The 24,849-nt window shown below is 72.4% G+C and carries 21 protein-coding genes; 6 read left to right on the forward strand and 15 right to left on the reverse strand.

Going from position 1 to position 24,849, the window contains the following annotated elements; all coding sequences use genetic code 11:
* A partial coding sequence (locus ACXJKG_RS07610; RefSeq protein WP_456845148.1) for a LysR substrate-binding domain-containing protein occupies window positions 1–437 on the forward strand: 437 nt, incomplete at its 5' end.
* A 4-nt stretch (window positions 438–441) separates the two neighbouring features.
* Here ACXJKG_RS07610 and ACXJKG_RS07615 read toward each other — a convergent pair.
* The 7 genes from ACXJKG_RS07615 to ACXJKG_RS07645 all read right to left on the reverse strand — a co-directional run bounded on the left by ACXJKG_RS07615 (window position 442) and on the right by ACXJKG_RS07645 (window position 7,573).
* A complete protein-coding gene (locus ACXJKG_RS07615) occupies window positions 442–1,098 on the reverse strand; it encodes a SanA/YdcF family protein (protein ID WP_456845149.1) in 657 nt (218 codons plus the stop codon).
* A gap of 81 nt (window positions 1,099–1,179) precedes the next feature.
* A complete protein-coding gene (locus tag ACXJKG_RS07620; RefSeq protein ID WP_456845150.1) occupies window positions 1,180–1,707 on the reverse strand; it encodes an alpha/beta hydrolase family protein in 528 nt (175 codons plus the stop codon).
* Entirely contained in the window at window positions 1,704–2,510 is an 807-nt protein-coding gene (locus tag ACXJKG_RS07625; RefSeq protein ID WP_456845151.1) for a Cof-type HAD-IIB family hydrolase, read from the reverse strand. The genes ACXJKG_RS07620 and ACXJKG_RS07625 overlap by 4 nt, the downstream gene beginning before the upstream one ends.
* A 23-nt stretch (window positions 2,511–2,533) precedes the next feature.
* Window positions 2,534–3,778, reverse strand: coding sequence for an allantoate amidohydrolase (locus tag ACXJKG_RS07630; protein WP_456845152.1), 1,245 nt, complete (start codon window positions 3,776–3,778; stop codon window positions 2,534–2,536).
* A complete protein-coding gene (locus tag ACXJKG_RS07635) occupies window positions 3,778–4,992 on the reverse strand; it encodes a pyridoxal-phosphate-dependent aminotransferase family protein (protein WP_456845153.1) in 1,215 nt (404 codons plus the stop codon). Before ACXJKG_RS07635 ends, ACXJKG_RS07630 begins: the two co-directional genes overlap by 1 nt.
* Window positions 4,989–6,494: an AtzH-like domain-containing protein gene (locus tag ACXJKG_RS07640; RefSeq protein WP_456845154.1), complete on the reverse strand. Its 1,506-nt coding sequence runs from the start codon at window positions 6,492–6,494 to the stop codon at window positions 4,989–4,991. Before ACXJKG_RS07640 ends, ACXJKG_RS07635 begins: the two co-directional genes overlap by 4 nt.
* Window positions 6,491–7,573: an acetamidase/formamidase family protein gene (locus ACXJKG_RS07645; RefSeq protein WP_456845155.1), complete on the reverse strand. Its 1,083-nt coding sequence runs from the start codon at window positions 7,571–7,573 to the stop codon at window positions 6,491–6,493. Before ACXJKG_RS07645 ends, ACXJKG_RS07640 begins: the two co-directional genes overlap by 4 nt.
* A 26-nt stretch (window positions 7,574–7,599) precedes the next feature.
* Here ACXJKG_RS07645 and ACXJKG_RS07650 point away from each other — a divergent pair, with 26 nt between their 5' ends.
* On the forward strand, window positions 7,600–8,280 hold the full coding sequence (locus ACXJKG_RS07650) for a YoaK family protein (protein ID WP_456845156.1): 681 nt from the start codon (window positions 7,600–7,602) through the stop codon (window positions 8,278–8,280).
* Between the two features lie 4 nt (window positions 8,281–8,284).
* Here the strand turns inward: ACXJKG_RS07650 and allB are convergent, their stop codons facing one another.
* The 3 genes from allB to ACXJKG_RS07665 are packed head-to-tail and all read right to left on the reverse strand — an operon-like array spanning window position 8,285 to window position 12,046.
* Window positions 8,285–9,625 carry an allantoinase AllB gene (gene allB, locus ACXJKG_RS07655; protein ID WP_456845157.1) on the reverse strand — a complete coding sequence of 447 codons (1,341 nt, stop codon included), beginning with the start codon at window positions 9,623–9,625 and terminating at the stop codon, window positions 8,285–8,287.
* A 28-nt stretch (window positions 9,626–9,653) separates the two neighbouring features.
* The gene (locus ACXJKG_RS07660; RefSeq protein WP_456845158.1) at window positions 9,654–10,406 is read right to left on the reverse strand and encodes an aspartate/glutamate racemase family protein; all 753 of its coding nucleotides are present in this window, start codon (window positions 10,404–10,406) and stop codon (window positions 9,654–9,656) included.
* 11 nt (window positions 10,407–10,417) lie between these two features.
* On the reverse strand, window positions 10,418–12,046 hold the full coding sequence (locus tag ACXJKG_RS07665; protein ID WP_456845159.1) for an NCS1 family nucleobase:cation symporter-1: 1,629 nt from the start codon (window positions 12,044–12,046) through the stop codon (window positions 10,418–10,420).
* A 203-nt stretch (window positions 12,047–12,249) separates the two neighbouring features.
* On the opposite strand from ACXJKG_RS07665, the gene ACXJKG_RS07670 reads away from it, so the two are divergent.
* Window positions 12,250–12,885 carry a helix-turn-helix domain-containing protein gene (locus tag ACXJKG_RS07670; RefSeq protein ID WP_456845160.1) on the forward strand — a complete coding sequence of 212 codons (636 nt, stop codon included), beginning with the start codon at window positions 12,250–12,252 and terminating at the stop codon, window positions 12,883–12,885.
* Between the two features lie 53 nt (window positions 12,886–12,938).
* Here ACXJKG_RS07670 and ACXJKG_RS07675 read toward each other — a convergent pair whose 3' ends face one another.
* Window positions 12,939–13,889 carry a ScyD/ScyE family protein gene (locus tag ACXJKG_RS07675; RefSeq protein WP_456845161.1) on the reverse strand — a complete coding sequence of 317 codons (951 nt, stop codon included), beginning with the start codon at window positions 13,887–13,889 and terminating at the stop codon, window positions 12,939–12,941.
* Between the two features lie 315 nt (window positions 13,890–14,204).
* On the opposite strand from ACXJKG_RS07675, the gene ACXJKG_RS07680 reads away from it, so the two are divergent.
* Entirely contained in the window at window positions 14,205–16,790 is a 2,586-nt protein-coding gene (locus tag ACXJKG_RS07680; RefSeq protein WP_456845162.1) for an ATP-dependent Clp protease ATP-binding subunit, read from the forward strand.
* Between the two features lie 232 nt (window positions 16,791–17,022).
* Complete coding sequence (locus tag ACXJKG_RS07685; RefSeq protein WP_456845163.1) at window positions 17,023–18,447, forward strand: serine hydrolase domain-containing protein; 1,425 nt, start codon at window positions 17,023–17,025, stop codon at window positions 18,445–18,447.
* Here the strand turns inward: ACXJKG_RS07685 and ACXJKG_RS07690 are convergent.
* The 4 genes from ACXJKG_RS07690 to ACXJKG_RS07705 form a co-directional block, all read right to left on the reverse strand.
* A complete protein-coding gene (locus tag ACXJKG_RS07690) occupies window positions 18,440–19,651 on the reverse strand; it encodes an MIR domain-containing protein (protein ID WP_456845164.1) in 1,212 nt (403 codons plus the stop codon). The two genes, ACXJKG_RS07685 and ACXJKG_RS07690, sit on opposite strands and share 8 nt — an antisense overlap.
* Before the next feature lie 162 nt (window positions 19,652–19,813).
* Complete coding sequence (locus ACXJKG_RS07695) at window positions 19,814–21,124, reverse strand: ABC transporter substrate-binding protein (RefSeq protein WP_456845165.1); 1,311 nt, start codon at window positions 21,122–21,124, stop codon at window positions 19,814–19,816.
* Between the two features lie 56 nt (window positions 21,125–21,180).
* Window positions 21,181–22,083 (reverse strand): carbohydrate ABC transporter permease, encoded by a 903-nt coding sequence (locus tag ACXJKG_RS07700; RefSeq protein WP_456845166.1) that lies wholly within the window; start codon window positions 22,081–22,083, stop codon window positions 21,181–21,183.
* The gene (locus ACXJKG_RS07705; RefSeq protein WP_456845167.1) at window positions 22,076–23,014 is read right to left on the reverse strand and encodes a carbohydrate ABC transporter permease; all 939 of its coding nucleotides are present in this window, start codon (window positions 23,012–23,014) and stop codon (window positions 22,076–22,078) included. The genes ACXJKG_RS07700 and ACXJKG_RS07705 overlap by 8 nt, the downstream gene beginning before the upstream one ends.
* A 167-nt stretch (window positions 23,015–23,181) precedes the next feature.
* Between ACXJKG_RS07705 and ACXJKG_RS07710 the strand changes: the two genes are divergently transcribed.
* Window positions 23,182–24,849, forward strand: a 1,668-nt coding sequence (locus ACXJKG_RS07710; protein WP_456845168.1) for a DUF6807 family protein, incomplete at its 3' end; no start/stop codon positions are given.

Raw genomic sequence — 24,849 nt, forward strand, 5'->3', positions numbered from 1 at the left:
AGGACGACCTGGCCGGCCTGGTGACCCGGCACCTGCTCGACGACCCGACGATGGTCGCCCTCCCCGCGGACCACCCGGCGGCCGACCGGCCCGACCTGGACCTCGGCGACCTGGCCGGCGAGTCGTGGATCGCCGGCTGCCCGCGGTGCCGGGGCCACCTGCTCAGCGCCGGCGCCGCGTGCGGGTTCGCGCCGTCCATCGCGTACGCGACCGACGACTACGTCGCCGTGCTCGGGCTGGTCGCCGCAGGTCTCCGGGTCGCGCTGCTGCCCGAGCTGGTCCGGCCGACCGCCGAGCGGCAGCCCGGCGTCGTCGTCCGGCGGGCCACGGGGACGTCCGTGCGGCAGGTGCACGCGGTCACGACGCCCGACCTGCTGCGGGTGCCGGGGGTGGTGGCGACGATCGAGGCGATCGCCGCCGTGGCCGCGGCCCGCTGACGCCTCAGCGGCCGAGAGCCAGCGCGTCCTGCACGGCCGTCTCGGCCGGCCCGGCGTAGACCGGCGACCGGCCGGTCGCGGCGTCGAGCGCGGCCCGCCACGACGCCGGCAGCTCGCGTGCCCGCCAGGTCAGCGCCTGGACCGGCCGGACCGACGTCGACGAGACGCCGACGCCGGTGACCGCGATGCCGGCCTCGGCGCACGAGAACAGCGCCCGGCGCAGGTGGTAGTCCTGCGTGACCACGACCGCGTCGTCGACGCCGAACACCTCGTGGGCCCGGACGCAGGAGTCGTGGGTGTCGAAGCCGGCGTAGTCGCGGACCACGTGCTCGGCCGGGACCCCGTGCGCCACCAGCCAGTCGAGCATGGCGGTGGGCTCGTCGTGACTGGCGTGCGCGTTGTCGCCGCTGACCAGGATCACGTCGACGGTGCCGCGCTCGTACAGCTCGCGCGCCGCGTCGAGCCGGCGGGCGAGGTACACCGACGGGCTGCCGTCGGGCTTGAGCCCGGCGCCGAGGACGAGGGCGACCGGGGTGGGCGGGACGTCGTCGGCGGCACGGACCTTCGCCTGTCCGAGGCCCTGGACCCACAGGATCGGTACGACGACCAGCACGGACGCGACGGCGACCACGATCCAGGCGACGCGTCGGCGGGTGCTCACGCCCGGAGCGTAGAGCTCGGACGTCGGCTCGCGTGACGACTTCGTTCCGCTGGGCGGAACGAACTCCTCACGCGAGAGTGGTCAGAGGCCGGCCAGCCAAGCGGAGACCGCGTCGGCGACGGCCGCGGCGCTCGTCGGCTGGTGCGGGCCGGGCAGGAAGACCGTGGTGACCGGACCCGGGATCGCGGCCAGGTGCTCGGACAGCTCCGCGGGCGAGCCGAACGGATCGGTCGTGCCCGAGACCGCCAGGACCGGCACGTGGATCTCCGGCAGGTGCGCGACGCGCAGCGTCGTCGGCTTACCCGGTGGGTGCAGGGGGTAGGAGAGGAGGACGAGTCCCGCGGCCGGGAGACCCTCGGCGACGGCCATCGAGCACATGCGGCCGCCGAACGAGCGGCCGCCCAGCACCACGGACCCGGTACCGACGCCCAACGACTCCGCGAAGGCCGACGCCTGGTCCCGCACGCTCGCGATCGCCGGCGCCGCGGTCTTCGGGAGGTCGATCCGCAGGACCGGCAGCGGGGCGACGGCCTTCTCGATCGCGACCAGCWGCGGGCTCTGGCGGGTGCCGCCGAAGCCGGGGGCGAGGACGAGGCCGGCGACGCTCATGACAGGCCCAGCACCGAGCTGATCGTGCGGACGACGCCGTTCTCCGTGTTGGCCGGCGCGACGAACCGGGCGTKGGCGCGGACGTCGGGGTGCGCGTTGTCCATGGCGAACGACCAGTGGGCGGCGTCGAGCATGCCGATGTCGTTGAAGTAGTCGCCGAACACCATCGTCTGGTCGGGCGTGATCCCGAGGGCGGCCTGGACCGCGCGCAGGGCGTGCCCCTTGTCGGCCGTCGGGCTCATGGCGTCGACCCAGTGCTCGCCCGAGACCAGGCCGTCGAACGGCTGCAGCAGCGGGCCCGCGCCGGTGGCGGCCGAGCCGAAGTCGTAGACCGCGACCTTGAGCACGTCGTCCTCGACGGTCAGCAGGTCGTCGACGACCTCGAGCTTCGCGTAGTACGGCGTCGCCTGGTCCAGGAACGCGTCGTCGGAGCGCTCGACGTAGGCCGACCGCTTGCCGCACAGGACCGTGCCGAGGTCCAGGTGCGTGGCCGCACGCACCGCGGTGATCACGGCGCGAGCCCGTGACAGGCCCAGGCAGTCGGAGCTGATCTCCTCGTCGTGCTGGAGGACGTACGAGCCGTTCTCCGCGATGTACACCAGCTCGTCGCGGCCGAACTGGCGCCGCAGGGTGGCGTACTGGCGGCCGCTCGCCGGGCACAGCAGGATCCCGCGTGCGTCCAGCTGGTCGAGCAGCGGCCAGAAGTCGCCGTGTATCCGCTTCTCGTCGTCCAGCAGCGACCCGTCCATGTCCACCGCGATGAGCCGGATGTCGGGGACGGGGTCGAAGACGGGGGGTTCCACGGACCGATCCTCCCATCCGGCGATCAGGCGGCCTCGCGGGCCAGGTGCTCGACGGTCGCGGTGAGGGCCTGCAGGCCGGTCTCGACGTCGGCCAGGCTCACGCCCTCGTCGGGGTGGTGGCTGATGCCGTCGGGGTTGCGCAGGAAGAGCATGCCGACGCCGGTGATCGCCCCGATGGCCATGGCGTCGTGCCCGGCGCGGCTGAACAGGGCGGGGACGTGCCGGCGGCCGGTGTCCTCGATCCCCGCGCGCACGACGTCCTGCAGAAGGCCGTCGCACATGACCGCGGGGGCCTCGTGCAGCTCGCGCGCCGACCAGGTCAGGCCGCGGCGGCCCGAGATCTCGTCGAGCTCGCGCGTGATGGCGCCCCAGACGCGGTCGCGGTCGTCGTCGTGCTCGCCGCGCAGGTCGACGGTCAGCCGGGCCTCGCCGGGCACCACGTTGACCGCGCCCGGGAACGTCTCCAGGCGGCCGACCGTCCCGATGATGTGGTGCTCCGCGCGGCACAGCCGCTCGACGGCGAGCGCGACCTCGCTGGCGCCGAGCAGCGCGTCGTKCCGCTTCTCGTACCGCGCGCCGCCCGCGTGCCGGGCCTCGCCGTCGATCTGCACGGCGAACCGYCGGGCGCTCGCGATCGAGGTGACGACGCCCAGCGGTGCGCCTCCGTCGTCCAGCTCCGGGCCCTGCTCGATGTGCGCCTCGAGGTACCCGACCAGCGACTCCCGTGAGCGCGCCGCCGCACCGATGCGGCCGGGGTCGAGGCCGAACTCGCTGAACGCGGTGCGCAGGGTCGTGCCGTGCTCGTCGGTGAGGTCCCACCACGAGTCGTGCCAGCGGCCGGCCATCGCGGAGCTGCCCAGCAGGGCGGTGCCGAAGCGCGCGCCCTCCTCGTCCCAGAACGCGACGACGTCGAGCCCGAACGGCATCTGCGGAGCCCCGGGCCCCAGCGCGCGGACCACCTCGATCGCCATGAGCACCCCGAGGATGCCGTCGTAGCGGCCGGCGTCGCGGACGGAGTCGAGGTGCGAGCCCAGCAGCAGCGAGGGCGCCTCGGGGTCGCGACCCGCCAGGTGCCCGCAGAGGTTGCCGGCCTCGTCCTGCCACGTGTCCAGCCCGACCTCGCGCATCCAGCGGGCGGCCACCCGGTTCACGCGGGCGTGCTCGGGGGACAGGTAGACGCGCTCGATCCCGCCGGCCATCGAGGTGTACGTGGCGAGCTCGTCGCACCGCGCTATGATCCGGCGCGCCGCGGCCCTGACGTCGAGCATCAGGCCGCCCAGGACTCGTAGGCCGCGTCGACCCCGCCGCCGGTCGGCACGCGCGCCCCGGCCCKCCGCAGCACCTGCTCGAGGGCGGCGAGCGTGACCAGCACGGTGTCCAGCCGAGCGTTGGCGCCCATGGTGCCGATCCGCCAGACGCGGCCGTGGAGCGGGCCGAACGACGTGCCGATCTCGATGCCGAAGTCCTGCAGCATCGCGCCGCGCGCCGCGTCGCCGTGGACGCCGTCGGGGATCTCGACCGCGACCACGTTGTTCATCTTGTGCGCGACGTCGCCGAACACGGTGAGCCCGAGCCCGCGGACGCCGGCGAGCATGGCGAGGCCGGCCCGCTCGTGCCGGTCGATGACGGCCTGCCGGCCCTCCTCGAGGATGATCCGGGCGCACTCGCGGGCGGCGTACAGCATGCTCGTCGCCTCGGTGTGGTGGTTGAGGCGCCGCGGCCCCCAGTAGTCGAGCACCATGCCGAGGTCGAAGTAGTTGGAGTGCACGGGCTCGCCGGTGTCTTCGTCCGACTCCTCGCGGATGCCCGCCTCGATGCGCCGCCGCCCCCGGATCACGTCGACCGCGCGGTCCGACAGGCTGATCGGCGCGCTCCCCGACGGGCCCGACAGGCACTTCTGCAGGCCGGCGGTCGCCGCGTCGACGCTCCAGGCGTCCATCTCGAACGGGTTGCCGCCCAGGGAGGCSGTCGCGTCCGTGTAGAACAGGACGCCGTGCTTCGCGCAGACGGCGCCGAGCTCGTCCAGCGGCTGGTTCATGGTGGTCGACGTGTCGCCCTGCACCATCGCCAGCAGGTGCGGCCTGACCCGGACGATCGCCTCCTCGACGGCCGACGCGGTGAACACCTGCCCCCACGGCACCTCGATGGTGTGCACCTCGGCCTGCGCCCGCAGCGCGATCTCCGCGAGCAGGTGCCCGAACCGGCCGAACACCGGGACCAGCACGCGCTGCCCGGGTCGCACCAGCGACACGATCGCCGCCTCGATCCCCGCCCGGGACGTGCCGTCCACCAGCAGCGTCGCCTCGTTGGTCGTCGCGAAGACCTCGCGGTAGAGCGCCATCGTCTCGGTCATGTACCCCGTCATCACCGGGTCGTACTGGCCGATCAGCGGCGTGGACAGCGCCCGCAGCACGCGCGGGTCGGCGTTGACCGGACCCGGACCCATGAGCAGGCGGGCGGGCGGGTTCACCGGGGTGGTCATGCGGGGCCTCCGAGATCTCTGGCAGAACGGACGAGGGAGAGGTCGCTGCCTCGAGGGCCGACGAGGCAGACGCCCACCGGCGCCGGGCCGAGCGTCGACGGGACGCGCAGGGCGGGCACCGACAGCGCGGGCAGGCCGCCGATGCCCGCGAGGGCGGTCATGCGCAGGGTCGCGCCGCGGACGCGGTCGAGCTCGTCGGGTGTCGCGGTCCGCGCGGGGGCCGGGCCGGGCGTCGTCGGCAGCACCAGGACCGCGTCGTCGACGATCCCCCGGACCACCGTCGCGAGCCGCTCGACCTCGGCGCGCGCGGACGCCTCGTCGGACGCGGTGACGTCACGGGCGACCGCGAACCGCTCCCGGACCCCCGGGCCGACCGCGTCGGGGTGCCCCGTGATCCAGTCGCCGTGCGCGCGCCAGGCCTCGGCGGCCTGCAGCACCCGGAAGGCCTCGAACCACGTGTCGAGCGGCCCGACGTCGACCTGCTCGACCGTCCCGCCGCACCACGCCTCGAACGCGTCCCGCGTCGCCGGGTCGACCAGCTCGAGGACCTCGGCCGGGACGACCCGACGGGTCGGCAGACCCGGTGCGTCGCCCTCCAGGCACCACGCGGCGACGGCCTCGAGCGTCCGACCGTCCCGGGCGAGCCAGCCGACCGTGTCGAACGACGGAGCCAGCGGCAGCATGCCCTGCCGCGGCACCAGCCCGTGCGTGGTGCGCAGGCCCCAGAGGCCCTGGTAGCTCGCGGGGACGCGGACGGACCCGGCGGTGTCGCTGGCCAGACCCACGTCGGCCTGGCCCGTCGCCACCGCCGTCGCGGGGCCGCTGGACGAACCGCCGGGCAGCGCGCCCGGCAGTGCCCCGTTGGCGGGGGTGCCGTAGTGCGGGTTGGCGCCGGTGATCGAGTACGCGAGCTCGTCCGTCCGGGCCAGGCCGCGGACCGACGCGCCACCCCTGAGCAGGTCGAGGACCACGGGGGCGTGCTGGCGCTCGCGGGCGGCGCCGAGCAGCCACGTGGGGTTGCCGGCGCCGATGCGGTAGCCGCGGACGGCGAAGACGTCCTTGACCGCGACGCGCAGCCCCAGCAGCGGACCCTCGAAGGCGCCCTGGTAGAGCGGGTCGCCGACCGTGCGCCACACGGACCGGTCGAAGCTGGGGGTCCGCCCGGTGACGTGCGCGGCCGTGATGCGCCAGCGGCCGTCCGCGCGCTGCCACACCTGCGTCTGGAGCCCGGTGCCGCCGCCGTCGTACCGCGACGTCGCGACGACCAGCCAGCAGTCGTCGGCGAGGCGGCGGGACTCCACGCGGTCCAGCACCCGCGGCGCGATCCCGCCGCGGGCGCTGCGGAACGCGCTGATGGCGTCGTGGCCGACGAGCAGGCCCGAGCTGTCGCCGCGCATCGTGGACGGCCCGGGGGCGAACGCGTCGTCGAGGGCGGCGACGTCGTCGTCGGCGAGCGCGCGCTCGTAGGCGTCGAACGCCGCCTGCAGGTCGTCGGGGATCACAGGGACACCCTCTCGAAGTCGGCCACGCGGATCCGGGCGTGCGCGCCGCACACCTGGTCGACCACCTGCGAGATGTCGATGTCGGTCGCCGCCGACAGGTACGCGTACGCGAGGTGCTCGTCGAGCCCCCAGCGTGCCTGCAGGAGCGCGAGCGCGGCCCGCACGCACTTGCGGACGGCCTCGGCGAGGTCCTTGTCCAGCCCGGTCGGCACCAGGTACTCCGGCGTCTCCACCAGCGGTCCGCTCACCGGACCGAACCGCGCGACTGCCTCGGCGGCCGGCACGACGTCGAACCGGAGCGTGACCCGCAATGACGCCTCGAGCGCGGTGAGCGCCACCTCGCCGTCGCCCTGCGCGAAGTGCGGGTCGCCGACGTAGGCCAGCGCGCCCGGCACCTGCACCGGCAGGTAGAGCGTGGTGCCGACCTGCAGGAGGTTGATGTCGATGTTCCCGCCGTGCGCGCCCGGCGGGACGGAGTGCGGCCGCTCGTCGCCGGCCACGGCGACGCCCATGATCCCGAGGAACGGCGCCAGCGGGAACTCGACGAGCCGCTCTCCGCCCTCCACGGCGGGCAGGCAGCCGACGAGGCCTGCATCGGTCTCGCGCACGGTCGCGAACACGCTGACGTTCTCGGGCCCGCGGGGCAGCTCGCCCGGCAGTGCACCGCGGCCGTGCCGGTTCGAGATCACGCCGTACGGCACGCGGGGCGTGGTCTCGAGCACGGTGACGGCCAGCAGGTCGCCGGGCACCGCGCCCTCGACGTGGATGGGTCCGGTCACCACGTGCGGACCGTCCTGCACGGAGCGCGTCAGGGTGCCGACGATCTCGATCGCGTCGGCCAGCACGTCCTCGGGTGCCACGCCGTGGCCGGTGAAGAACGCCGCCGGGTCGCTGCCCTGGTCGTCGAGCAGGCCCTCGTGACTGACCGTGTCGATGGTGACCTCGGAGCCGCTCGCCACCCGGAGCACGGGCTCGTCCGCCCCGCACGGGAGGCGTCCCCACAGCACGGTGGACGGCGTCGACGGCAGGTACACCGCGGCCCGGATCTCGCCCGCGCCCGGCTGCAACGTTGCACTCATCGGTCCTGCACCCCCACCATGACGCCGTGAAGACATGGGACGACGCGCGCCGACACCTGGTGCTCATGCTGGCGCTGACGTTCACCACGGGCATCGTCGACGCCGTCGGCTACCTCGGCCTGGACCGGGTGTTCACGGCGAACATGACCGGCAACGTGGTGATCCTCGGCATGGCGCTCGCGGGCGCCGACGACCTGCCGATCCTCGGTCCGCTGCTCGCGCTGGCCGGGTTCCTCGGCGGCGCGGCCCTCGGCGGTCGGGTGCTGCGGTCGGCCCCGGCGGGCTGGTCGGACCGCACGAGCATGACGTTCGCGGCGACCGGGCTGCTGGCGGTCGCGCTCGGTGTCGGCGCCCTCGTGGTCCCGCCCGAGAAGGGCACCACCTGGGCGCTCGTCGTCACGGCCCTGCTCGCCGTCGCCATGGGCCTGCAGGCCGCGACCGCGCGCCGGCTGGCCGTCAAGGACGTCACCACGGTCGTCGTGACGTCGACGCTGACGGGCCTCGCCGCGGACAGCCGGCTGGCGGGCGGCACCGGCGACGGCTGGGCGCGGCGCTCCCTCGCGGTGGCGCTGATCCTGGTGGGCGCCGGGGTCGGTGCGCTGCTGCTGCGCGTGGGCGGTGAGCAGGGCGTGGGCGTCGGCATGCTGTTCGMGGGCGTGCTCGCGCTCGTCGCGGCCGGCGTCGGCCACCGGCACCGCGAGTCCTGAGGGCTCACGCACGCGCGGCCTCCGGCAGCAGCACGCGGCCGGCCCCGGGGGAGGTCACGATCCCGCCCTCCACCACCGGCGAGCCGTGCAGCCAGACCGTGCGGACGGCGCCGGCCAGGGTCGCTCCGTCGTACGGCGAGACGGGGTTGCGGTGCTCGAGGCGGTGCACGTCCACCACGCGCTCGTCGTCGGGCGCGAACGCCACCAGGTGCGCGGGCGCCCCGACCTCCAGCACGCCGAGCCCGTCCAAGCCGGCGACGCGCGCGGGACCCGTGGTGAACAGCGGCAGCAGCTGCTCCAGCGACACCCCCCGACGCCGGGCCTCCGTCCACACGACCGACAGCCCCAGCTGCAGGCCGGCGATGCCGCCCCACGAGAGCCCGAAGTCGGCGCTCTTGAGGTCCGCGGTGGACGGCGAGTGGTCGGACACGATCGCGTCGATGGTGCCGTCGAGCACGGCGGCCCAGAGCAGGTCCTGGTTGGCCCTCTCGCGGATGGGCGGGCAGCACTTGAACTGCGTCGCAGCCTCCGGCACGTCCTCGGCCCGCAGCGCGAGGTAGTGCGGGCAGGTCTCGACGGTCAGCGGCAGGCCCTCGGCCTTCGCCGCCCGGACCAGGCCGAGCGACCCGGCGTCGGACAGGTGCAGGACGTGGGCGCGGGCTCCGGTGCGGCGCATCGCGTCGATGACGCCGGAGATGGCGTGCTGCTCGCTGGCGGCCGGGCGGCTGGCCAGGAAGTCGGCGTACCGCGGCCCGAGGGCGCCGTCGCCGCGCAGGTCGGCGGGGTCCTCGGCGTGCACGATCAGCACGCTGCCGAGCGCCGCGACCTCGGCCAGGGCGAGCTCGAGGCGGTCCGCGTCGAGGTACCCGAACTCGTCGACGCCCGACGGCGTGAGGAACGCCTTGAACCCCCGGACGCCGGCGGCGTGCAGCGGTCCGAGCGAGCCGAGGTTCTCCGGCACGGCGCCGCCCCAGAACGCCACGTCGACGCTGAGCTTGCCGTCCGTGGCGGACCGCTTCGCGTCGAGGGCCGCGACCGTCGTCGTGGGCGGGATCGAGTTCAGCGGCATGTCGACCAGGGTCGTCACGCCGCCGGCCGCGGCCGCGCGGGTCGCCGAGGCGAAGCCCTCCCAGTGCGTGCGACCCGGCTCGTTGACGTGCACGTGGCTGTCGACCAGGCCGGGGAGCAGGACCTCGTCGTCGGCCAGCTCGACGACGGTCGCCCCGGGCGGCACAGGCCCGTCGACCGCGGTGACCACGCCGTCGGTCACCTGGACCTCGGCCGGGCGCAGCGCACCGTCGATCCAGGCGCGGCGGGCGCGTACGACGAGGTCAGGCGGGGTCATCCAGGCTCCTTGTGAGTCGTCTGCTGCGTCAGGCTACGGCCACGGGCACGCCTGCGCGGATCTCGAAACCCGCCAGCAGCCCGGTCATCGGCTTGGGCGGGGGCGGCGCGTACTCGCCTCCGGACCCGGGGCGCAGGCCCAGGGTGACCAGCGACTGCGCGAGCACGACGCCGGCCGCGACGCCGTCGACCACGGGCACGCCGATCTCGTCGGCGATCACGGCGCACAGCTCCGCCATCCCGGCGCAGCCCAGCACGATCGCGTCGACGCCGTCCTCGGCGACCGCTCGTCGGCACTCCTCGGTCAGCCGCTCGCGGGCGCCCGGATGCTCGAGCGCCAGCACCGGCACCTCGCACGCGCGCACCGCGACGCACGCGTCGCGGAACCCGTACCGGTCCGCCAGCTCCCGCGCCCGGGCGGTCGTGCGGCCCAGCGTGGTGACGACGCTGAACCGTCGACAGACCAGCGCGGCGGCGTGCATCGCGGCCTCGGCGATGCCGATCACCGGACCGCTCGCCAGCTCCCGCGCGGCGTCGAGGCCCGGGTCCCCGAAGCAGGCGACCACGTAGGCGTCGACCCCCTCGGCCTCGCCGACCGCGACCTGCTCGAGGATGCCCGGGACCGCGAGGGCCTCCTCGTAGTGGCTCTCGATCGACGCCGGTCCCATGGTCGGCTGGACGGCGTCGACGAGCGTGCCCGCCGCCGCCACCACCCGGGCGGACCGACCGATCAGGTCGGTCATCGCCCGGGTGGTGTTGGGGTTGATGACCCGGATGTGCACGGCGGTTCCCGTCAGGCCGTCGCCTCGACGGAGGCGCCCGTGCCCGTGCGCTCGTCGACGGTGCCGTCCGAGACGTGCTCGTCGGCGGGGTCGAGGAGCGGGATCTGCGGGTTGCGGCGCTCGAGGTAGACGAACGTCGCGAAGCCGAGGCCGCACCCGATGAACCAGCTGTAGCTGGACAGCCACGTGATGTCGAAGGCGCCCATGTCCGCGAACGCCTTGGGCAGCACCGCGGTGGCCACCGAGACGAGGCCGGCGGAGATCACCGTGGCGACCGCGTTGCGGTTGTAGCCGCCGGAGAACCAGTACTTGCCCGTGGGGGACAGGGTGAACATGTCGTCGACGTGCACCCGCTGCTTGCCGATCACGTAGTAGCCGGCGATGAGGATGCCGAACAGCGGGCCGATGAGGGCGCCCAGCACGCCGAGCGTGTAGTGGATCGCATTGGCGTTGGAGTACCAGTTCCACGGCGTCAGCAGCACCGAGCCGACGGCCGCGATCATGCCGCCCATGCGCCAGCTGATCTTCTGCGGGGAGACGTTGGAGAAGTCGAACGCGGGCGAGATGAAGTTGGCGACGATGTTGATGCCGACCGTCGCGGTGACGAACGTCAGGCCGCCCAGCAGGATCGCGAACGGCGTGTCGATCTGCTGCACCGTGTGGATCGGGTCGGTGATGAGCTCGCCGAACACGGGGACCGTGGCCGACGCGCAGATGACGGTCAGCAGCGAGAAGAACAGGAAGTTGACCGGCAGGCCGAGGAAGTTGCCCTTCTTGACCGCCGAGAAGCTCTTCCCGTACCGGGCGAAGTCGCCGAAGTTGAGCATCGGGCCCGAGAAGTACGACACCACCAGCGCGATCGCGCCGAGCATCACGGGGATCGAGGCCCAGAAGCCCATGGGCGGCCCGGACGACAGGTTGAGCGAGATGTTGCTCCAGCCGGCCTCCGAGACCAGGTAGACCGCCAGCGCGATCATCACGACGTAGACGGCCGGGCCGGCGAAGTCGATGAACTTGCGGATGGTGTCCATGCCCGTCCAGAACAGGGCCGCCTGCGCCACCCAGAGGATCGCGTAGGAGATCCAGCCGAGCGTGGACAGGCCGAGGAAGCCCGACTCCAGGAGCTGCGCGGAGCTGGGGACGAACTTGAGGAAGATGATGTTGAGCGCCTCGGCGGCCAGGAACGTCTGCACCCCGTACCAGGCCACGGCGATGAGGCCGCGGATGATGGCCGGGATGTTGGCGCCGAGCACACCGAAGATCGCGCGGTTGATGACCGGGTAGGGCACGCCGGTCTTCTGGCTCGGCTTGGCGACGAGGTTGCAGAAGTACTGCACGATGACGATGCCGACGACGAGCGCCACGAGCACCTGCCAGCTGGCGATGCCGAGCGCGAAGAGGCTTCCGGCCGTGACGTACCCGCCGACGCTGTGCACGTCGGACATCCAGAACGCGAAGATGTTGTACGACGACCAGGTCTGCTTGCCCAGCGGCGCCAGGTCCTCGTTGGTGAKCCGGGGGTCGTAGGTGCTCTTGACCTCGCCGGCACCCGGCGGCAGCCCGGCGGCCTCGACGACGTCGTTGGGGAGCTCGGTGAGCCCGGTGTTCTCGTGCTGTCCAGGGTTCWTGGTGATCCTCACGCGGGTGGGTCGTGGGTGGGGGAGCGACGCCTGCGCGGTGCGTCTGCTGGAGCGCCTGTGTCCCTGGCCTAGGGAGAAGGACATCCCGTACGGTGAAGCGATCGCTGAACGGGTGTGAATCTATTGCTTCACAACCCGCGAACGGTTTCCGCGTTGTGAACTTTGGGCTTCAGTCATGAGTCCCGACGGGAGGGTGTGCCGACGTGACCACCTCGGCGGTCGACAACCCTGCGGAGCGGCACGCCGCCCTCCTCGACGCCTTCGACTCCGAGCAGCTGGGCGCGCGCCTGCGCCAGCTGCGCGAGGAGCGCGGCCTGACCCTGCGCGAGGTGGGCCGCCGGCTCGGCATCTCCACGAGCGCCGTCTCCCAGATCGAGCGCGGCGTGCTCCGCCCCTCGGTCAACCGCCTGTTCGCGTTCGTCACCGCGCTCGACGCGAGCCTGGTCGACGTGTTCGGCGGCACCGCCGGCGCCCCGCCGCAGGTGCTCGACGGCTACGTCGTGCGCCGCGCGGTCGAGGCCGACGTGGTCCGCCTGGCCGGCGGGGTCGTCTTCCGACGCCTGTCGCCCGGCCTGTCGCGCGACGTCGACTTCTTCGAGTCCACCTACCCGCCCGGCTCCACGGGCGCCGAGCAGAACGAGCTGCTCACCCACGTCGGCTACGAGATCGGCACCGTCACCGACGGCGAGCTGACCATCGACTTCCCCGACGAGCGCGTGGTGCTCCGGGCGGGCGACACCATCTCCTACGCGTGCGGCACGCCCCACCGGCTGAGCAACCAGTCCGACGCCGTCACCGTGGCGACGTGGGTGATCGTGCACCCGGCGTCGAGTGGCTGACGCGCGACGGAGGGCCGGGCGGGCTGCCCGACCCTCCGTGTGCTCCGTCGGCGTCAGTGCCGGCCGAGGTCGACCGTCCACACCTCCCCGCCGAGCGTGACGACGTAGGCCGTCCCGTGGATGACCTGGAACGAGACCGGCTGGTTCAGGCCGTCCGCGACGACCTCCAGCGAGCCGTGCCGCCCGACCTTCAGCAGCTGACCGGTGTTCGGCGCTGCCGGAGAGCCCGCCTGGCCGCCGAGCGGCCAGTCGCCCTGCGCCAGCGCGTACAGGGTGTGCCCGTGCGCGGCCTGGACGTCGACCATCAGCGGTCCGCCGGCTGCGACCTCGGTCGCGCTGGTGGAGTGCTTGCCGAACGTCACGACCTTGCCGTCCGCCGCGTGGTGCGGCAGCGGGCCGGCCTCGGCCATGTAGACCCGGGAGCCGACGACGTCCAGACCCGTCGGGACGACGTTCTCGAACGCGATCCGGACGGACACCGAGCCGTCGAGCCCCACCTGGTAGACGCGGTTGTGGTGGCCGTCGGTGACCAGGAAGCCCCCGGCGTACGGCTCGAGCGCGTACGGCACCCCCGTCGCGATGAAGAAGTCCGTCGCCGGCGGGTTCTCCTTGGCGAACGTCCCGACGTCCGCCACCAGCGTGAACGCGCTCGGTCCGTCCATCCGGTAGATGCCGTCCACGTTGCCTGCCGCGCCACCCGCCTCCGGCGTGATGAAGCCGACCAGCACGTAGGCCGTCCCGTGCACGAACGCGATGTCGTGGGGGCCGCCGTTCGGGGCGGTCGGCAGGCCGGAGGCGAACGTGGTCGTCGCACCCGTGCCTGGATCGATCCGGGAGACCTCCCCGACGGCCGGCTCGGCGACGTACAGCGCGCCGTCCGGTCCGACGGTGCTCCCCCACCCGCCGGACAGGCCGGTGGCCAGGAGCCGAGGCTCCTGGCTGGGTGATGGTCGGTGCGCGCTCGCCGCGGACGGCGCGAGCACGAGCAGCAGCGCTGCGGACAACAGGACAAGAACTCGTCGGGGACCCATAGGACCCCTCCCCTCGACAACTTCCTCGGAGTCGTGCGTGTCGGGGTAGCTGGGCATGCGGCGTCGTCGCCCCCTGCGCGCCCGGGAAAGCCCCACCAGCGCTCAACGACGCTAGACCTGCCCGCTCGGGCGATAAATGACCCCGGGCAACCCGGGGACGTCGTCACGCCTGCGGCGAACACGGGCAGTCGGGGCACCACCCCGCCGTTAGCATCGATCAACGCCGCTCGTAGAACCCCGGTGCGCCAGCCCGGGGATCGGTGGGCACGCAGCTCGTGAGGAGTGCACATGTTCGAGAGATTCACGGACCGAGCCCGTCGCGTGGTCGTCCTTGCCCAAGAAGAGGCACGGATGCTCAACCACAACTACATCGGCACGGAGCACATCCTGCTGGGCCTGATCCACGAGGGTGAGGGCGTCGCCGCCAAGGCTCTCGAGTCGCTCGGCATCTCGCTCGAGGCCGTCCGCGCCCAGGTGCAGGAGATCATCGGCGAGGGCCAGCAGGCTCCGTCGGGCCACATCCCCTTCACCCCGCGCGCCAAGAAGGTGCTCGAGCTGTCGCTGCGCGAGGCGCTGCAGCTGGGCCACAACTACATCGGGACCGAGCACATCCTGCTCGGCCTGATCCGCGAGGGCGAGGGCGTCGCCGCCCAGGTTCTCAACAAGCTGGGCGCGGACCTGAACCGCGTGCGCCAGCAGGTCATCCAGCTCGTCTCCGGCTACCAGGGCAAGGAGCCCGTCGCCGCCGGCGGTCCGCAGGAGGGGCAGCCCTCGGGCAGCGCCGTCCTCGACCAGTTCGGCCGCAACCTCACGCAGGCTGCGCGCGACGGCAAGCTCGACCCGGTCATCGGGCGCGAGAAGGAGATCGAGCGGGTCATGCAGGTGCTGTCCCGCCGCACCAAGAACAACCCGGTCCTCATCGGGGAGCCCGGCGTCGGCAAGACCGCCGTCGTCGAGGGCCTCGCGCAGGACATCGTGCGCGGCGACGTGCCCGAGACGCTCAAGGACAAGCAGCTCTACACGCTGGACCTGGGCGCGCTCGTGGCCGGCAGCCGCTACCGCGGTGACTTCGAGGAGCGCCTGAAGAAGGTGCTCAAGGAGATCCGCACGCGCGGCGACATCATCCTGTTCATCGATGAGATCCACACGCTCGTCGGGGCGGGTGCCGCCGAGGGCGCCATCGACGCCGCGAGCATCCTCAAGCCGATGCTGGCGCGCGGCGAGCTGCAGACCATCGGCGCCACCACGCTCGACGAGTACCGCAAGTACGTCGAGAAGGACCCGGCCCTGGAGCGTCGCTTCCAGCCGATCCAGGTGGCCGAGCCCAACCTGCAGCACGCGATCGAGATCCTCAAGGGTCTGCGCGACCGGTACGAGGCCCACCACCGCGTGTCCATCACGGACGCCGCGCTGGTCGCCGCCGCCACCCTGGCGGACCGGTACGTCAACGACCGCTACCTGCCGGACAAGGCCATCGACCTGGTCGACGAGGCCGGCGCCCGCCTGCGCATCCGCCGCATGACGGCTCCCCCGGAGCTGCGCGAGCTCGACGAGCAGATCGCCGAGACGCGCCGCGACAAGGAGTCGGCGATCGACGAGCAGGACTTCGAGAAGGCAGCCCGTCTCCGCGACGCCGAGAAGCAGCTCGGTCTCAAGCGCGTGGAGAAGGAGAAGGCCTGGAAGTCCGGCGACCTCGACGCGGTCGCGGAGGTGGACGAGGAGCTCATCGCCGAGGTGCTGGCGATCGCCACCGGCATCCCGGTGTTCAAGCTCACCGAGGAGGAGTCCAGCCGCCTGCTCCACATGGAGGAGAACCTGCACAAGCGGGTCGTCGGCCAGGACGCCGCCATCAAGGCGCTCTCGCAGGCCATCCGTCGTACGCGGGCCGGGCTCAAGGACCCGAAGCGTCCCGGTGGGTCGTTCATCTTCGCCGGCCCCACGGGCGTCGGGAAGACCGAGCTGGCCAAGGCGCTCGCGGAGTTCCTGTTCGGCGACGAGGACGCGCTCATCCAGCTCGACATGTCCGAGTTCTCGGAGAAGCACACCGTCTCGCGGCTGTTCGGCTCGCCCCCCGGCTACGTCGGGTACGACGAGGGTGGGCAGCTGACCGAGAAGGTGCGGCGCAAGCCGTTCTCCGTGGTCCTCTTCGACGAGGTCGAGAAGGCGCACGCGGACATCTTCAACTCGCTGCTGCAGATCCTCGAGGACGGTCGCCTGACCGACTCGCAGGGCCGGGTGGTCGACTTCAAGAACACCGTCATCATCATGACCACGAACCTCGGCACCCGGGACATCGCCAAGGGCCTCATGACCGGCTTCCAGGCCGGCGGGGACCTGTCGACGTCGTACGAGCGCATGAAGTCGAAGGTCAACGACGAGCTCAAGCAGCACTTCCGGCCTGAGTTCCTCAACCGCGTCGACGACGTGGTCGTGTTCCCGCAGCTGTCCCAGCCGGAGATCTTCGCGATCGTCGACCTCATGGTCGCCAAGCTGGACAAGCGCCTGCGGGACAAGGACATGGCCATCGAGATCACGCCCGCGGCCAAGAAGCTGCTGTCGGAGAAGGGTTACGACCCGGTCCTGGGTGCTCGGCCGCTGCGCCGCGCCATCCAGCGGGACATCGAGGACGCGCTGTCCGAGAAGATCCTGTTCGGCGAGCTCAAGGCCGGTCAGCTGGTGATCGTGGACGCCGAGGGCGAGGGTCTGCTCGGGGAGTTCACGTTCCGCGGCGTCCCCAAGGGCGCCACGGTGCCGGAGCCGGTCGCGGTCGGCGCTGCGTCGTCCTACGGCACGCCGACCTCGGGCACCGACCTGCCCGCGGCGGGTCCGACGATCAGCGACGGCGGCACGGGCACCCTGCCCCAGGTGGGCTGACCCCGCAGCACGCACGACGAAGCCCCGGTCCGTTCGCGGACCGGGGCTTCGTCGCGTCCGACGCCGCCAGCGACCTCGCCGCGCGGTTCGCCGTCGTCGGTGCGAGGTCGTGAGTTTCCGACGACGTCGTGCGTTGCAGCTGCCGATCCCGTCGGAAGCTCACGACCCTGTGACGGCGGCCGCGCGCGGTTCGGCTCGCGCGGGTGGCCCAGGGCAGTGGCAGGGTGGGCGCATGCCTGGACTGCGACGCCTGCCCCGATCCACGCCGGAGGAGCAGGGGGTCGACCCCCGGGCGCTGCTCCGGCTGGTCGACGCTCTCGAGGCCTGGCCCGAGCTCCACTCGCTGATGGTGGTGCGGCACGGGTCCGTGGTGGCCGAGGGGTGGGCGGCGCCGTTCGCGTCCGACCGGCTGCACGAGCTCTTCTCGCTGAGCAAGAGCTTCACGTCGACGGCCGTCGGGTTCGCGGTGGCCGAGGGGCTGCTGACCGTCGACGACCTGGTGCTGGACCACTTCGTGGGTCCGCAGGAGCCCGACGACAACCTCCGGCGCATGCGGGTCCGGCACCTGCTCACCATGACCACGGGGCACGACGACGACCCGACGCCGCGGGTGTTCCCGACCGACGACTGGGTGGCGGGCTTCCTCGCGCAGCCGGTCGCGCACGAGCCCGGCACGTTCTTCGTCTACAACACCGCGGCGACCCACGTGCTCTCGGCCCTGGTGCAGAAGCTGACCGGGCAGCGCGTGCTCGACTACCTCGGGCCGCGGCTGTTCGAGCCGCTCGGCATCGAGGGGGCGACCTGGCAGCAGTCGCCCGGCGGCGTCGACGTCGGCGGCAGCGGGATGTCGGGAACCACCGAGGACATCGCGGTCCTCGGCCAGCTCTACCTGCAGGACGGCGTCTGGGACGGGCGGCGCGTGCTGCCTGAGGGGTGGGCGGCGGAGGCCACCGCGAAGCAGGTCTCCAACGACCGGAACACCGACATCGACTGGGCGCAGGGCTACGGCTACCAGTTCTGGCGCGGCCGGCACGGCAGCTATCGCGGCGACGGCGCGTTCGGGCAGTACTGCGTGGTGCTGCCCGACCAGGACGTGGTCGTCGCGATCACGTCGGGCGTCGCGGAGATGCACGGGGAGCTCGCGCTGGTCTGGGAGCACCTGCTGCCGGGGCTGTCGGACGGGCCGCTGCCCGGCGACCACGAGGGTCGACGACGGCTGACGGACCGACTCGAGGGGCWGCGCCTGGACCCGCCGCACGGCTCCCCGACGTCCCCGACCGGCGAGCGGCTCGACGGGCGGACGATCACGTTCGAGCCCAACACGCTGGGCGTCCGCAACGCCGTCCTGGAGGTGGGCGACGGCCACGACCGTCTCACCGTCGACCACGAGGACGAGACGGTCATCCTCTCGGTCGGGCACGACCAGCCGGCGCTGACGCGGACCACGCTGCGGCGGCGCGAGCCCGAGGACGTGCTGGTCAGCGGCGCATGGACCACCCCGGACACCTATGTGCTGACCGCCCGGTTCGTCGAGTCGCCGTTCGTGCTGACGGCGACCGTGACCGTGTCGGGCGACGACGTCGGGGTGGCCAGCGCGTTCAACGTGGCGTTCGGGCCGGCGGTGCTGCCGGACCTGCGCGGCACGGTGGTCAGCTGAGCTCCAGCACGGTCCACCAGTCGTTGACGTCGCGCTTCGCGAAGCCGGTGACCTCCTGCTGGCCGCCGGTGAGCCGGGCGTCCGACGCGTGGTGCGAGTGCAGGGCGACCTTCGTCGCGACGTGCACGAGGCGGATGCGCGCGCCGGCGGTCCACGGGCGGTCGTCGACGATCTCGAGACGCCAGTCGGCCGCGTCGTCGGCCGTGTCGGATGCGCTGACCTCCTGCTGGTGGGAGAGCGGCGACGGGATGCCCGCCGCGCTGCGCAGCCAGCGGCCCGTCGAGACGTGGCGCAGGCGGACCACCGAGCCGTCGCGCAGGTCGGTCCCGGCCGGGGTCCCGGCGGGGCCGACGAGCAGCCAGCGATCGTTGTCGTCGGCACCCCCGAAGCCCGTGACCTGCTGGAGGCCGTCGGTGCCGGGGTGCACGTACGGGTGGTCGTGGGAGTGCAGGGTCAGGCCGGTCCAGACGTGCGAGAGCTTGACGGTGTCGCCAGTGGACACCTGGTCCTTGACGTCGGGTGCGTGCTTGGTGAGGACCCGGGGGCGCTTGGGCGTGTAGTCCTGCACGAAGAAGCCGCGCCACGGGTGGCCGTTCGAGGCGGTCCAGTCGTGCTGGTCCTTGTCGGACGTCAGCGTGACCGGCCGCCCCGGGGTGTTGTTGTCGTGGATGGTGACGGTCGTCCTGCCGGTGGACCGGTCCTGCTCGTAGCCGTACGCGACCACCTGGTGGTTGTCGCCGATGTCCGCCAGCGACCGGGCGACGACGAGGCCGAGCACCACGGGGCGGCCCGCGTCGATCGACTTCATGACCCGGGGGAGCTCCTCCTCCTTGGTCCAGCGCGTGACGCCCTTGAACACCCAGGTCTCGTCGTCGGAGTGCATAGACCAGGTGACGAACTTGGCCGCCGACCCGGTGAAGAACGAGTCGTGCAGCCGCTGCGTGAACAGCTGGGCGAGCCAGTGGCTGTCCGGCGGCACCCGGCTGGGGGCCCACAGGTCGGAGCGCCAGCGCGGCACGGGCTGCCCGGCGAGGAAGTAGTCGAGGGCCGCGTACGCCATCCCGCCGCAGCGGCCGGCCGTCGTGATCTTCGCGCCGTTGGGCAGCGTGAGCACCTCGTTGACGAAGGCGTTGGGGAACGCGAAGCCGTGGACCGCCGGGTCGAACGCGACCGCCGCGCGTCGGCTGAGGACCTGCTCCGTCATCGACGTCCCTCTCGTCCGGACGAGCCGCACGCCGGCGTGCAGCACCCCCGAGATCGAGGGTGCCACGAAGGAGTCACGACGGCAGGGGTGAGATACAACGACGTCCGCGCTCCCGAGGGCCGGAGCCCCCGGGTGCGCGGACGTCGCAGGTGTGGTGGGCGGTCAGCTGCCGATCGCCGACCCCACCTCGAGCGTGAACTGCTTGGCGGCGGCCTCCGGGGTCATGCGGCCGAACAGCACCTCCTGGTTGAGGCGCCGCGTGATCTCGGCGACCTGGCCGGCGCCGACGGGCGGGACGGCCGGGCCGTCGACGATCTCGTCCTCGAGGTCGGCGAGGAAGTCGGCGGCCTGCTGGTCGGTCGGGGAGAACTTCGGCTGCACCGCCGCGCGGACGTCRGTGTTGGCGGGCAGGCCGCGGTCGGAGAGCAGGATGTCGCCGGCGGCCTCGTCGTTGAGCAGGAAGTCGACCAGCAGCGCGGCCTCCTTCGGGTGCTCGGACTTGGCCGAGACGGAGTAGTACATGGCCGGCTTGAAGTACATGCCGGTCCGCTCGTCCTCCGACTCGCCGGGGACGCGGAGCAGCTTGAGCTCCTTGCCGGAGGCGTTGGTGATGGCGGTCAGCTGGTTGGTCCAGAACCACGCCATGGCGCCCTTGCCGGTGCCGACCAGCGACTGCTCGGGACCGCCGGCGTCGACCTCGACCGTCGTCGCGGCGTCGGGCTCGCCGCCGCCGGACTGCAGGTCGAGCGAGTACTGCCACCAGTCGGCGAGGGTCGTGTCGTCGTACCCGAGCTTGCCGTCCTTCGTGTACAGCGACTCCCCGCGCTGCCGGGCGAAGATCGAGAACCCGGGCTCGTTGAAGCCGTAGTCCTGCGCGCCGTAGACGGTCTTGCCGGTGGCGGCGGAGATCTTCTCGGCGACGTCGACGTAGTCGTCCCAGGTCCACGTGGCGTCGTCGGGCATCTCGACGCCGGCCGCGGCGAAGGCCGCCGGGTCCGCCACGATCGCGTAGGCGTTGACGCCRGTGGCGACGCCGTAGAGCTTGTCGTCGATGGTGCCGGACTGGAGCACGTTCTGGTCGATCTTGGAGGTGTCCAGGCCTAGGTCGTTGAGGTCGGCCAGCACCCCGCGCGAGGCGTAGTCGTTGAGGAACCGCTCCTCCTGGGTGATGACGTCGGGCGCGTCACCGCCGGCCACCGACGTGCTCAGCTTGTCGAAGTAGCTGTTCCAGTCGGTGTAGTCCGGCACCACCGTGATGTACGGGTACTTCTCCTCGAACTTGTCCAGCACCTGCTGGGTCAGCTCGTGGCGAGTGTCGGAGCCCCACCACGAGAAGCGGATCTCGACGGGCTGCGGCGGGCCGGAGGAGGTCGGCGCGGACGCGGGCTCGTCGGACGAGCCGGCGCACGCGGTGAGGGCGAGTGCCGCGACGGCGACGAGGGCACCTACGCGGAGGGACGGTCGGGGACGCATGGGTTCTCCTTGGATGACGAGGACGACGTTGTGCTGTCTGGAGTCCGGCGGAACTGCTACTTGATGCCCGTCGTCGCGATCCCCTTGACCAGGTACTTCTGGCCGAGGAGGAACGCGAGGAAGACGGGGACGAGCGAGACGATCGACATGGCGAACATGGGGCCCCACGAGCTGGCGCCCGTGGAGTCGAGGAACGTACGAAGAGCCACCGGCGCGGTGTACATGTCCGGCCGGGTGAGGAAGATGAGCTGGCTGAAGAAGTCGTTCCACGTCCAGATGAACGTGAAGATCGCCGTGGTGGCCAGGGCGGGCAGCGACAGCGGGAGCATGATCCGCAGGTAGATGCGGCCGTGCCCGCAGCCGTCCAGGCGCGCGGCCTCGTCCAGCTCCCGGGGGATCCCGCGGAAGAACTGGACCATGAGGAAGATGAAGAACGCGTCGGTGGCCAGCAGCTTCGGCACGATCAGCGGCAGGAACGTGTTGATCCAGTCGAGCCGGGCGAAGAGCACGTACTGCGGCACGATGATCACGTGGATCGGCAGCATGATCGACACGAGCATGATCGAGAACCACAGCTGCCGGCCCCGGAACTGCAGCCGGGCGAACGCGTAGGCGGCCATCGAGCAGCTCACCAGGTTCCCCACCAGCGCCCCGAGCACGATGAGTGCGGAGTTCATGAGGTACCGGCCGAACGGGTACTGCAGCGCGTTCCAGCCGTCCGAGTAGTTGCCGAGGTCGATCTCGGTGGGGATGAGCGAGACGTCCCGGAAGATCAGCTCGGTGGGCTTGAAGGAGCTCACCAGCAGCCAGATCAGCGGGTAGAGCATCAGGAAGCACAGCGCGACGAGGCCGAGGTGCCGCAGGAACGAGCGGCGGCGCGCGGGCCAGGGGGAGCGGTGTTGCTCGACGGGTGGCGCCTCGGCGGCCAGGGGGGCGAGGCGCTCGCGGAGGTCAGTCATCGTAGAACACCCAGAACTTGGAGACGAAGAAGTTGAGGGCCGTCATGGCGGCGACGATGAAGAGCAGCAGCCACGCCATGGCCGACGCGTACCCCATGTCCAGGGCCGTGAAGCCCTTCTGGTAGAGGTACAGCGTGTAGAACATGGTCGAGTCGGCCGGGCCGCCCGTGCCGCCGGAGACGACGAACGCCTGCGTGAAGCTCTGGAAGGCGCCGATCACCTGGAGCACCAGGTTGAAGAAGATGATCGGCGTGAGCAGCGGCAGCGTGATGCTGCGGAACTTGCGCAGCGCGCCGGCCCCGTCGATCGAGGCTGCCTCGTAGTACATCTCCGGGATCTGCCGGAGGCCGGCCAGGAAGATGATCATCGGCGCCCCGAACGTCCACACGTGCAGCAGGACGAGGGTGCCCAGCGCGGTCTCGGGGTCGGACACCCAGCCCTGACCCTGGATGCCGAACAGGGCGAGGAAGTGGTTGACCAGGCCGTCGACGCCGAACACCTGGCGCCAGAGGATCGCGACGGCAACCGAGCCGCCGAGCAGCGAGGGCAGGTAGAGCACCGACCGGTAGAACGCGAGCCCGCGGAGCCCCCGGTCGAGGATCATCGCGAGCGCCAGGGCTGCGGCCAGCTGCAGCGGCACGGCGGTGAACACGTAGGTGAACGTGACCCGCAGCGAGTTGAGCAGCCGCGGGTCCTGGAACAGCCGCGTGTAGTTGTCGAGGCCGATCCACGACGGCGGCTGCAGCAGGTTGTAGTCCGTGAAGGACAGGTACCCCGACGCCACCATCGGGCCGATCGTGATGAGGCCCAGGCCCAGGAACCAGGGGGCCAGGAAGAGGGCAGCGCTGCGGCCGTCGCCCCGGCGGAGCGCGCGCCGGGCAGGCGTGCGTCCGGACCTGGCGGTCCTGCGTAGCTCCGTCACTACGGACATGTCGTCGATCACCTCGATGTGTTCGCCGTGTGTGGAAACGGTGAGAAACCGGTTCCTCGGCGGTACCGTAGCACCCGTTTCTGTGGTTGGGAACCGGTTTCCCGTGGTGTATGTTCGGCGCGGAGCCACCCCCGGTGGGTGGTCGTCGGTGACCGCGGGAGGCTGCAGTGACGCAGAACGGGTGGACGCGCACCGCGTCGACCATCGGCGAGGTCGCGCACGCCGCCGGCGTCTCCCGCGCGACGGTGAGCAGGGTGATGAACGGCCGCGCGACGGTCGACCCCGAGCTCGCCGCCCGCGTCCGCGAGGTCGCCGAGCAGCTGCACTACCGCCCGAGCAACACGGCACGGAGCCTCTCGCTGGGGCGCACCAACACGGTCGCCGTGGTGGTCCCCGACCTGGCCAACCCGATGTTCCAGCAGGTGCTCCGCGGGGTCGCCTCCGCGGCGGCCGAGGAGGGGTACCGGGTGCTCGTGGCGGACACGGCCGAGCACGCTGCCGACGAGGAGCGGATCGCCCTCGACGCTCGCCTGCGCTGCGACGCGCTCGTCCTGGTCTCCCCGCGGATGCCCGAGCAGACCCTGCGCGCGCTGCTGCCCGAGATCCGGCCCGTGGTCGTCGTCAACCGGGCCGCCGACGGCGTCACCCCGACCCTGGCGATCGACTACGCGGCGGGCATCGACCGGATCGTCGAGCACCTAGCCGGCCTCGGCCACCGCCACCTGCTCTACCTCGCGGGCCCGCCCGACAGCGCGTCGCACGGCGCCCGGCTCGAAGCCCTGCGGGCCGCCGCGGCGCGCCGCGAGGACGTGCGGCTCAGCGAGCGGCCGGCGGGGTCGTCGGTCGAGTCCGGCTATGCCGCCGCGCAGGACGTGCTCGCGTCGCGCGCCACCGCCGTCGTCGCCTACAACGACCTCGTCGCGTTCGGGCTGCTGGCCCGGCTGAACGAGCTGGGCGTCGCGGTGCCCGGGGACGTGTCGATCACGGGATTCGACGACATCGAGCTGGCGCGGTTCGCCACGCCCTCCCTCACCACCGCGACGGTCCCGCAGGCCGAGCTCGGCCGCCAGGCCTGGGCGCACCTGCGCTCGCTGGTGAGCGGTGACGACGTCGACCCGACGCCGCCGCTCATCCAGCCCGTCCTCGCGGTGCGCGCCAGCACGGGCCCGGTGCCGCCGGCCGCGCGGCTCGGGCGCCGTGCCGCCACGGACCCGGTCGGTCCGCGGGTGCCTTCGCTGGTCGGCGCGGGGTGGGCCGCCGACCTCGGCTCCTACCTGCTCAGCGGGGTGACCCCCGACGGCTCCGTGCCGCTGGCCCGGTACGAGTCGGGGGACCGGGTCCCGTCCGTGCACGCCCCGCGCCCGTACCTGCACCCGGTGCACTCGGCGGCCGGCACCGCGCTCACCGAGACGAGCCCCGTCGACCACCGGCACCACTACGGCGTCTCGATGGCGGTCCCGGTGGTCAACGGCACCTCGTACTGGGGCGGCCGCACGTTCCTGCGCGACGAGGGCCCGACGCTGCTGCCCAACCACGGCCGGCAGGTCAGCGAGGGTGCACGGGTGGCGGACGGTGGTGCCGCGCTCGTCGACGACGTCACATGGCGCGACGAGCGGGACCGGCCCCTGCTCACCGAGGACCGTCGGCTGGCCGCGACGCCGCTCGCCGACGGCCGGGGCTGGACCCTGCGCTGGTCGAGCGTGCTGCACGCCACCCACGGACCGCTGCGCATCGAGAGCCCCGGCACCAACGGCCGGCCGGGCGCCGGGTACGGCGGGATCTTCTGGCGGCTGCCGGCGGCGGACGTGACGACCGTGCTGGGCGAGGGGCTGGTG

It is taken from the genome of Cellulomonas sp. P5_C6, from assembly GCF_054049635.1.

What these genes read in the sequence shown, in the direction of transcription:
- ACXJKG_RS07645 (WP_456845155.1), bottom strand. Translation starts at nt 7,573, where the DNA reads ATGAGTGCAACGTTGCAGCCGGGCGCGGGCGAGATCCGGGCCGCGGTG.
- allB (WP_456845157.1), bottom strand. Translation starts at nt 9,625, where the DNA reads ATGACCCCGCCTGACCTCGTCGTACGCGCCCGCCGCGCCTGGATCGAC.
- ACXJKG_RS07680 (WP_456845162.1), top strand. Translation starts at nt 14,205, where the DNA reads ATGTTCGAGAGATTCACGGACCGAGCCCGTCGCGTGGTCGTCCTTGCC.
- ACXJKG_RS07690 (WP_456845164.1), bottom strand. Translation starts at nt 19,651, where the DNA reads ATGACGGAGCAGGTCCTCAGCCGACGCGCGGCGGTCGCGTTCGACCCG.
- ACXJKG_RS07700 (WP_456845166.1), bottom strand. Translation starts at nt 22,083, where the DNA reads ATGACTGACCTCCGCGAGCGCCTCGCCCCCCTGGCCGCCGAGGCGCCA.
- ACXJKG_RS07705 (WP_456845167.1), bottom strand. Translation starts at nt 23,014, where the DNA reads ATGTCCGTAGTGACGGAGCTACGCAGGACCGCCAGGTCCGGACGCACG.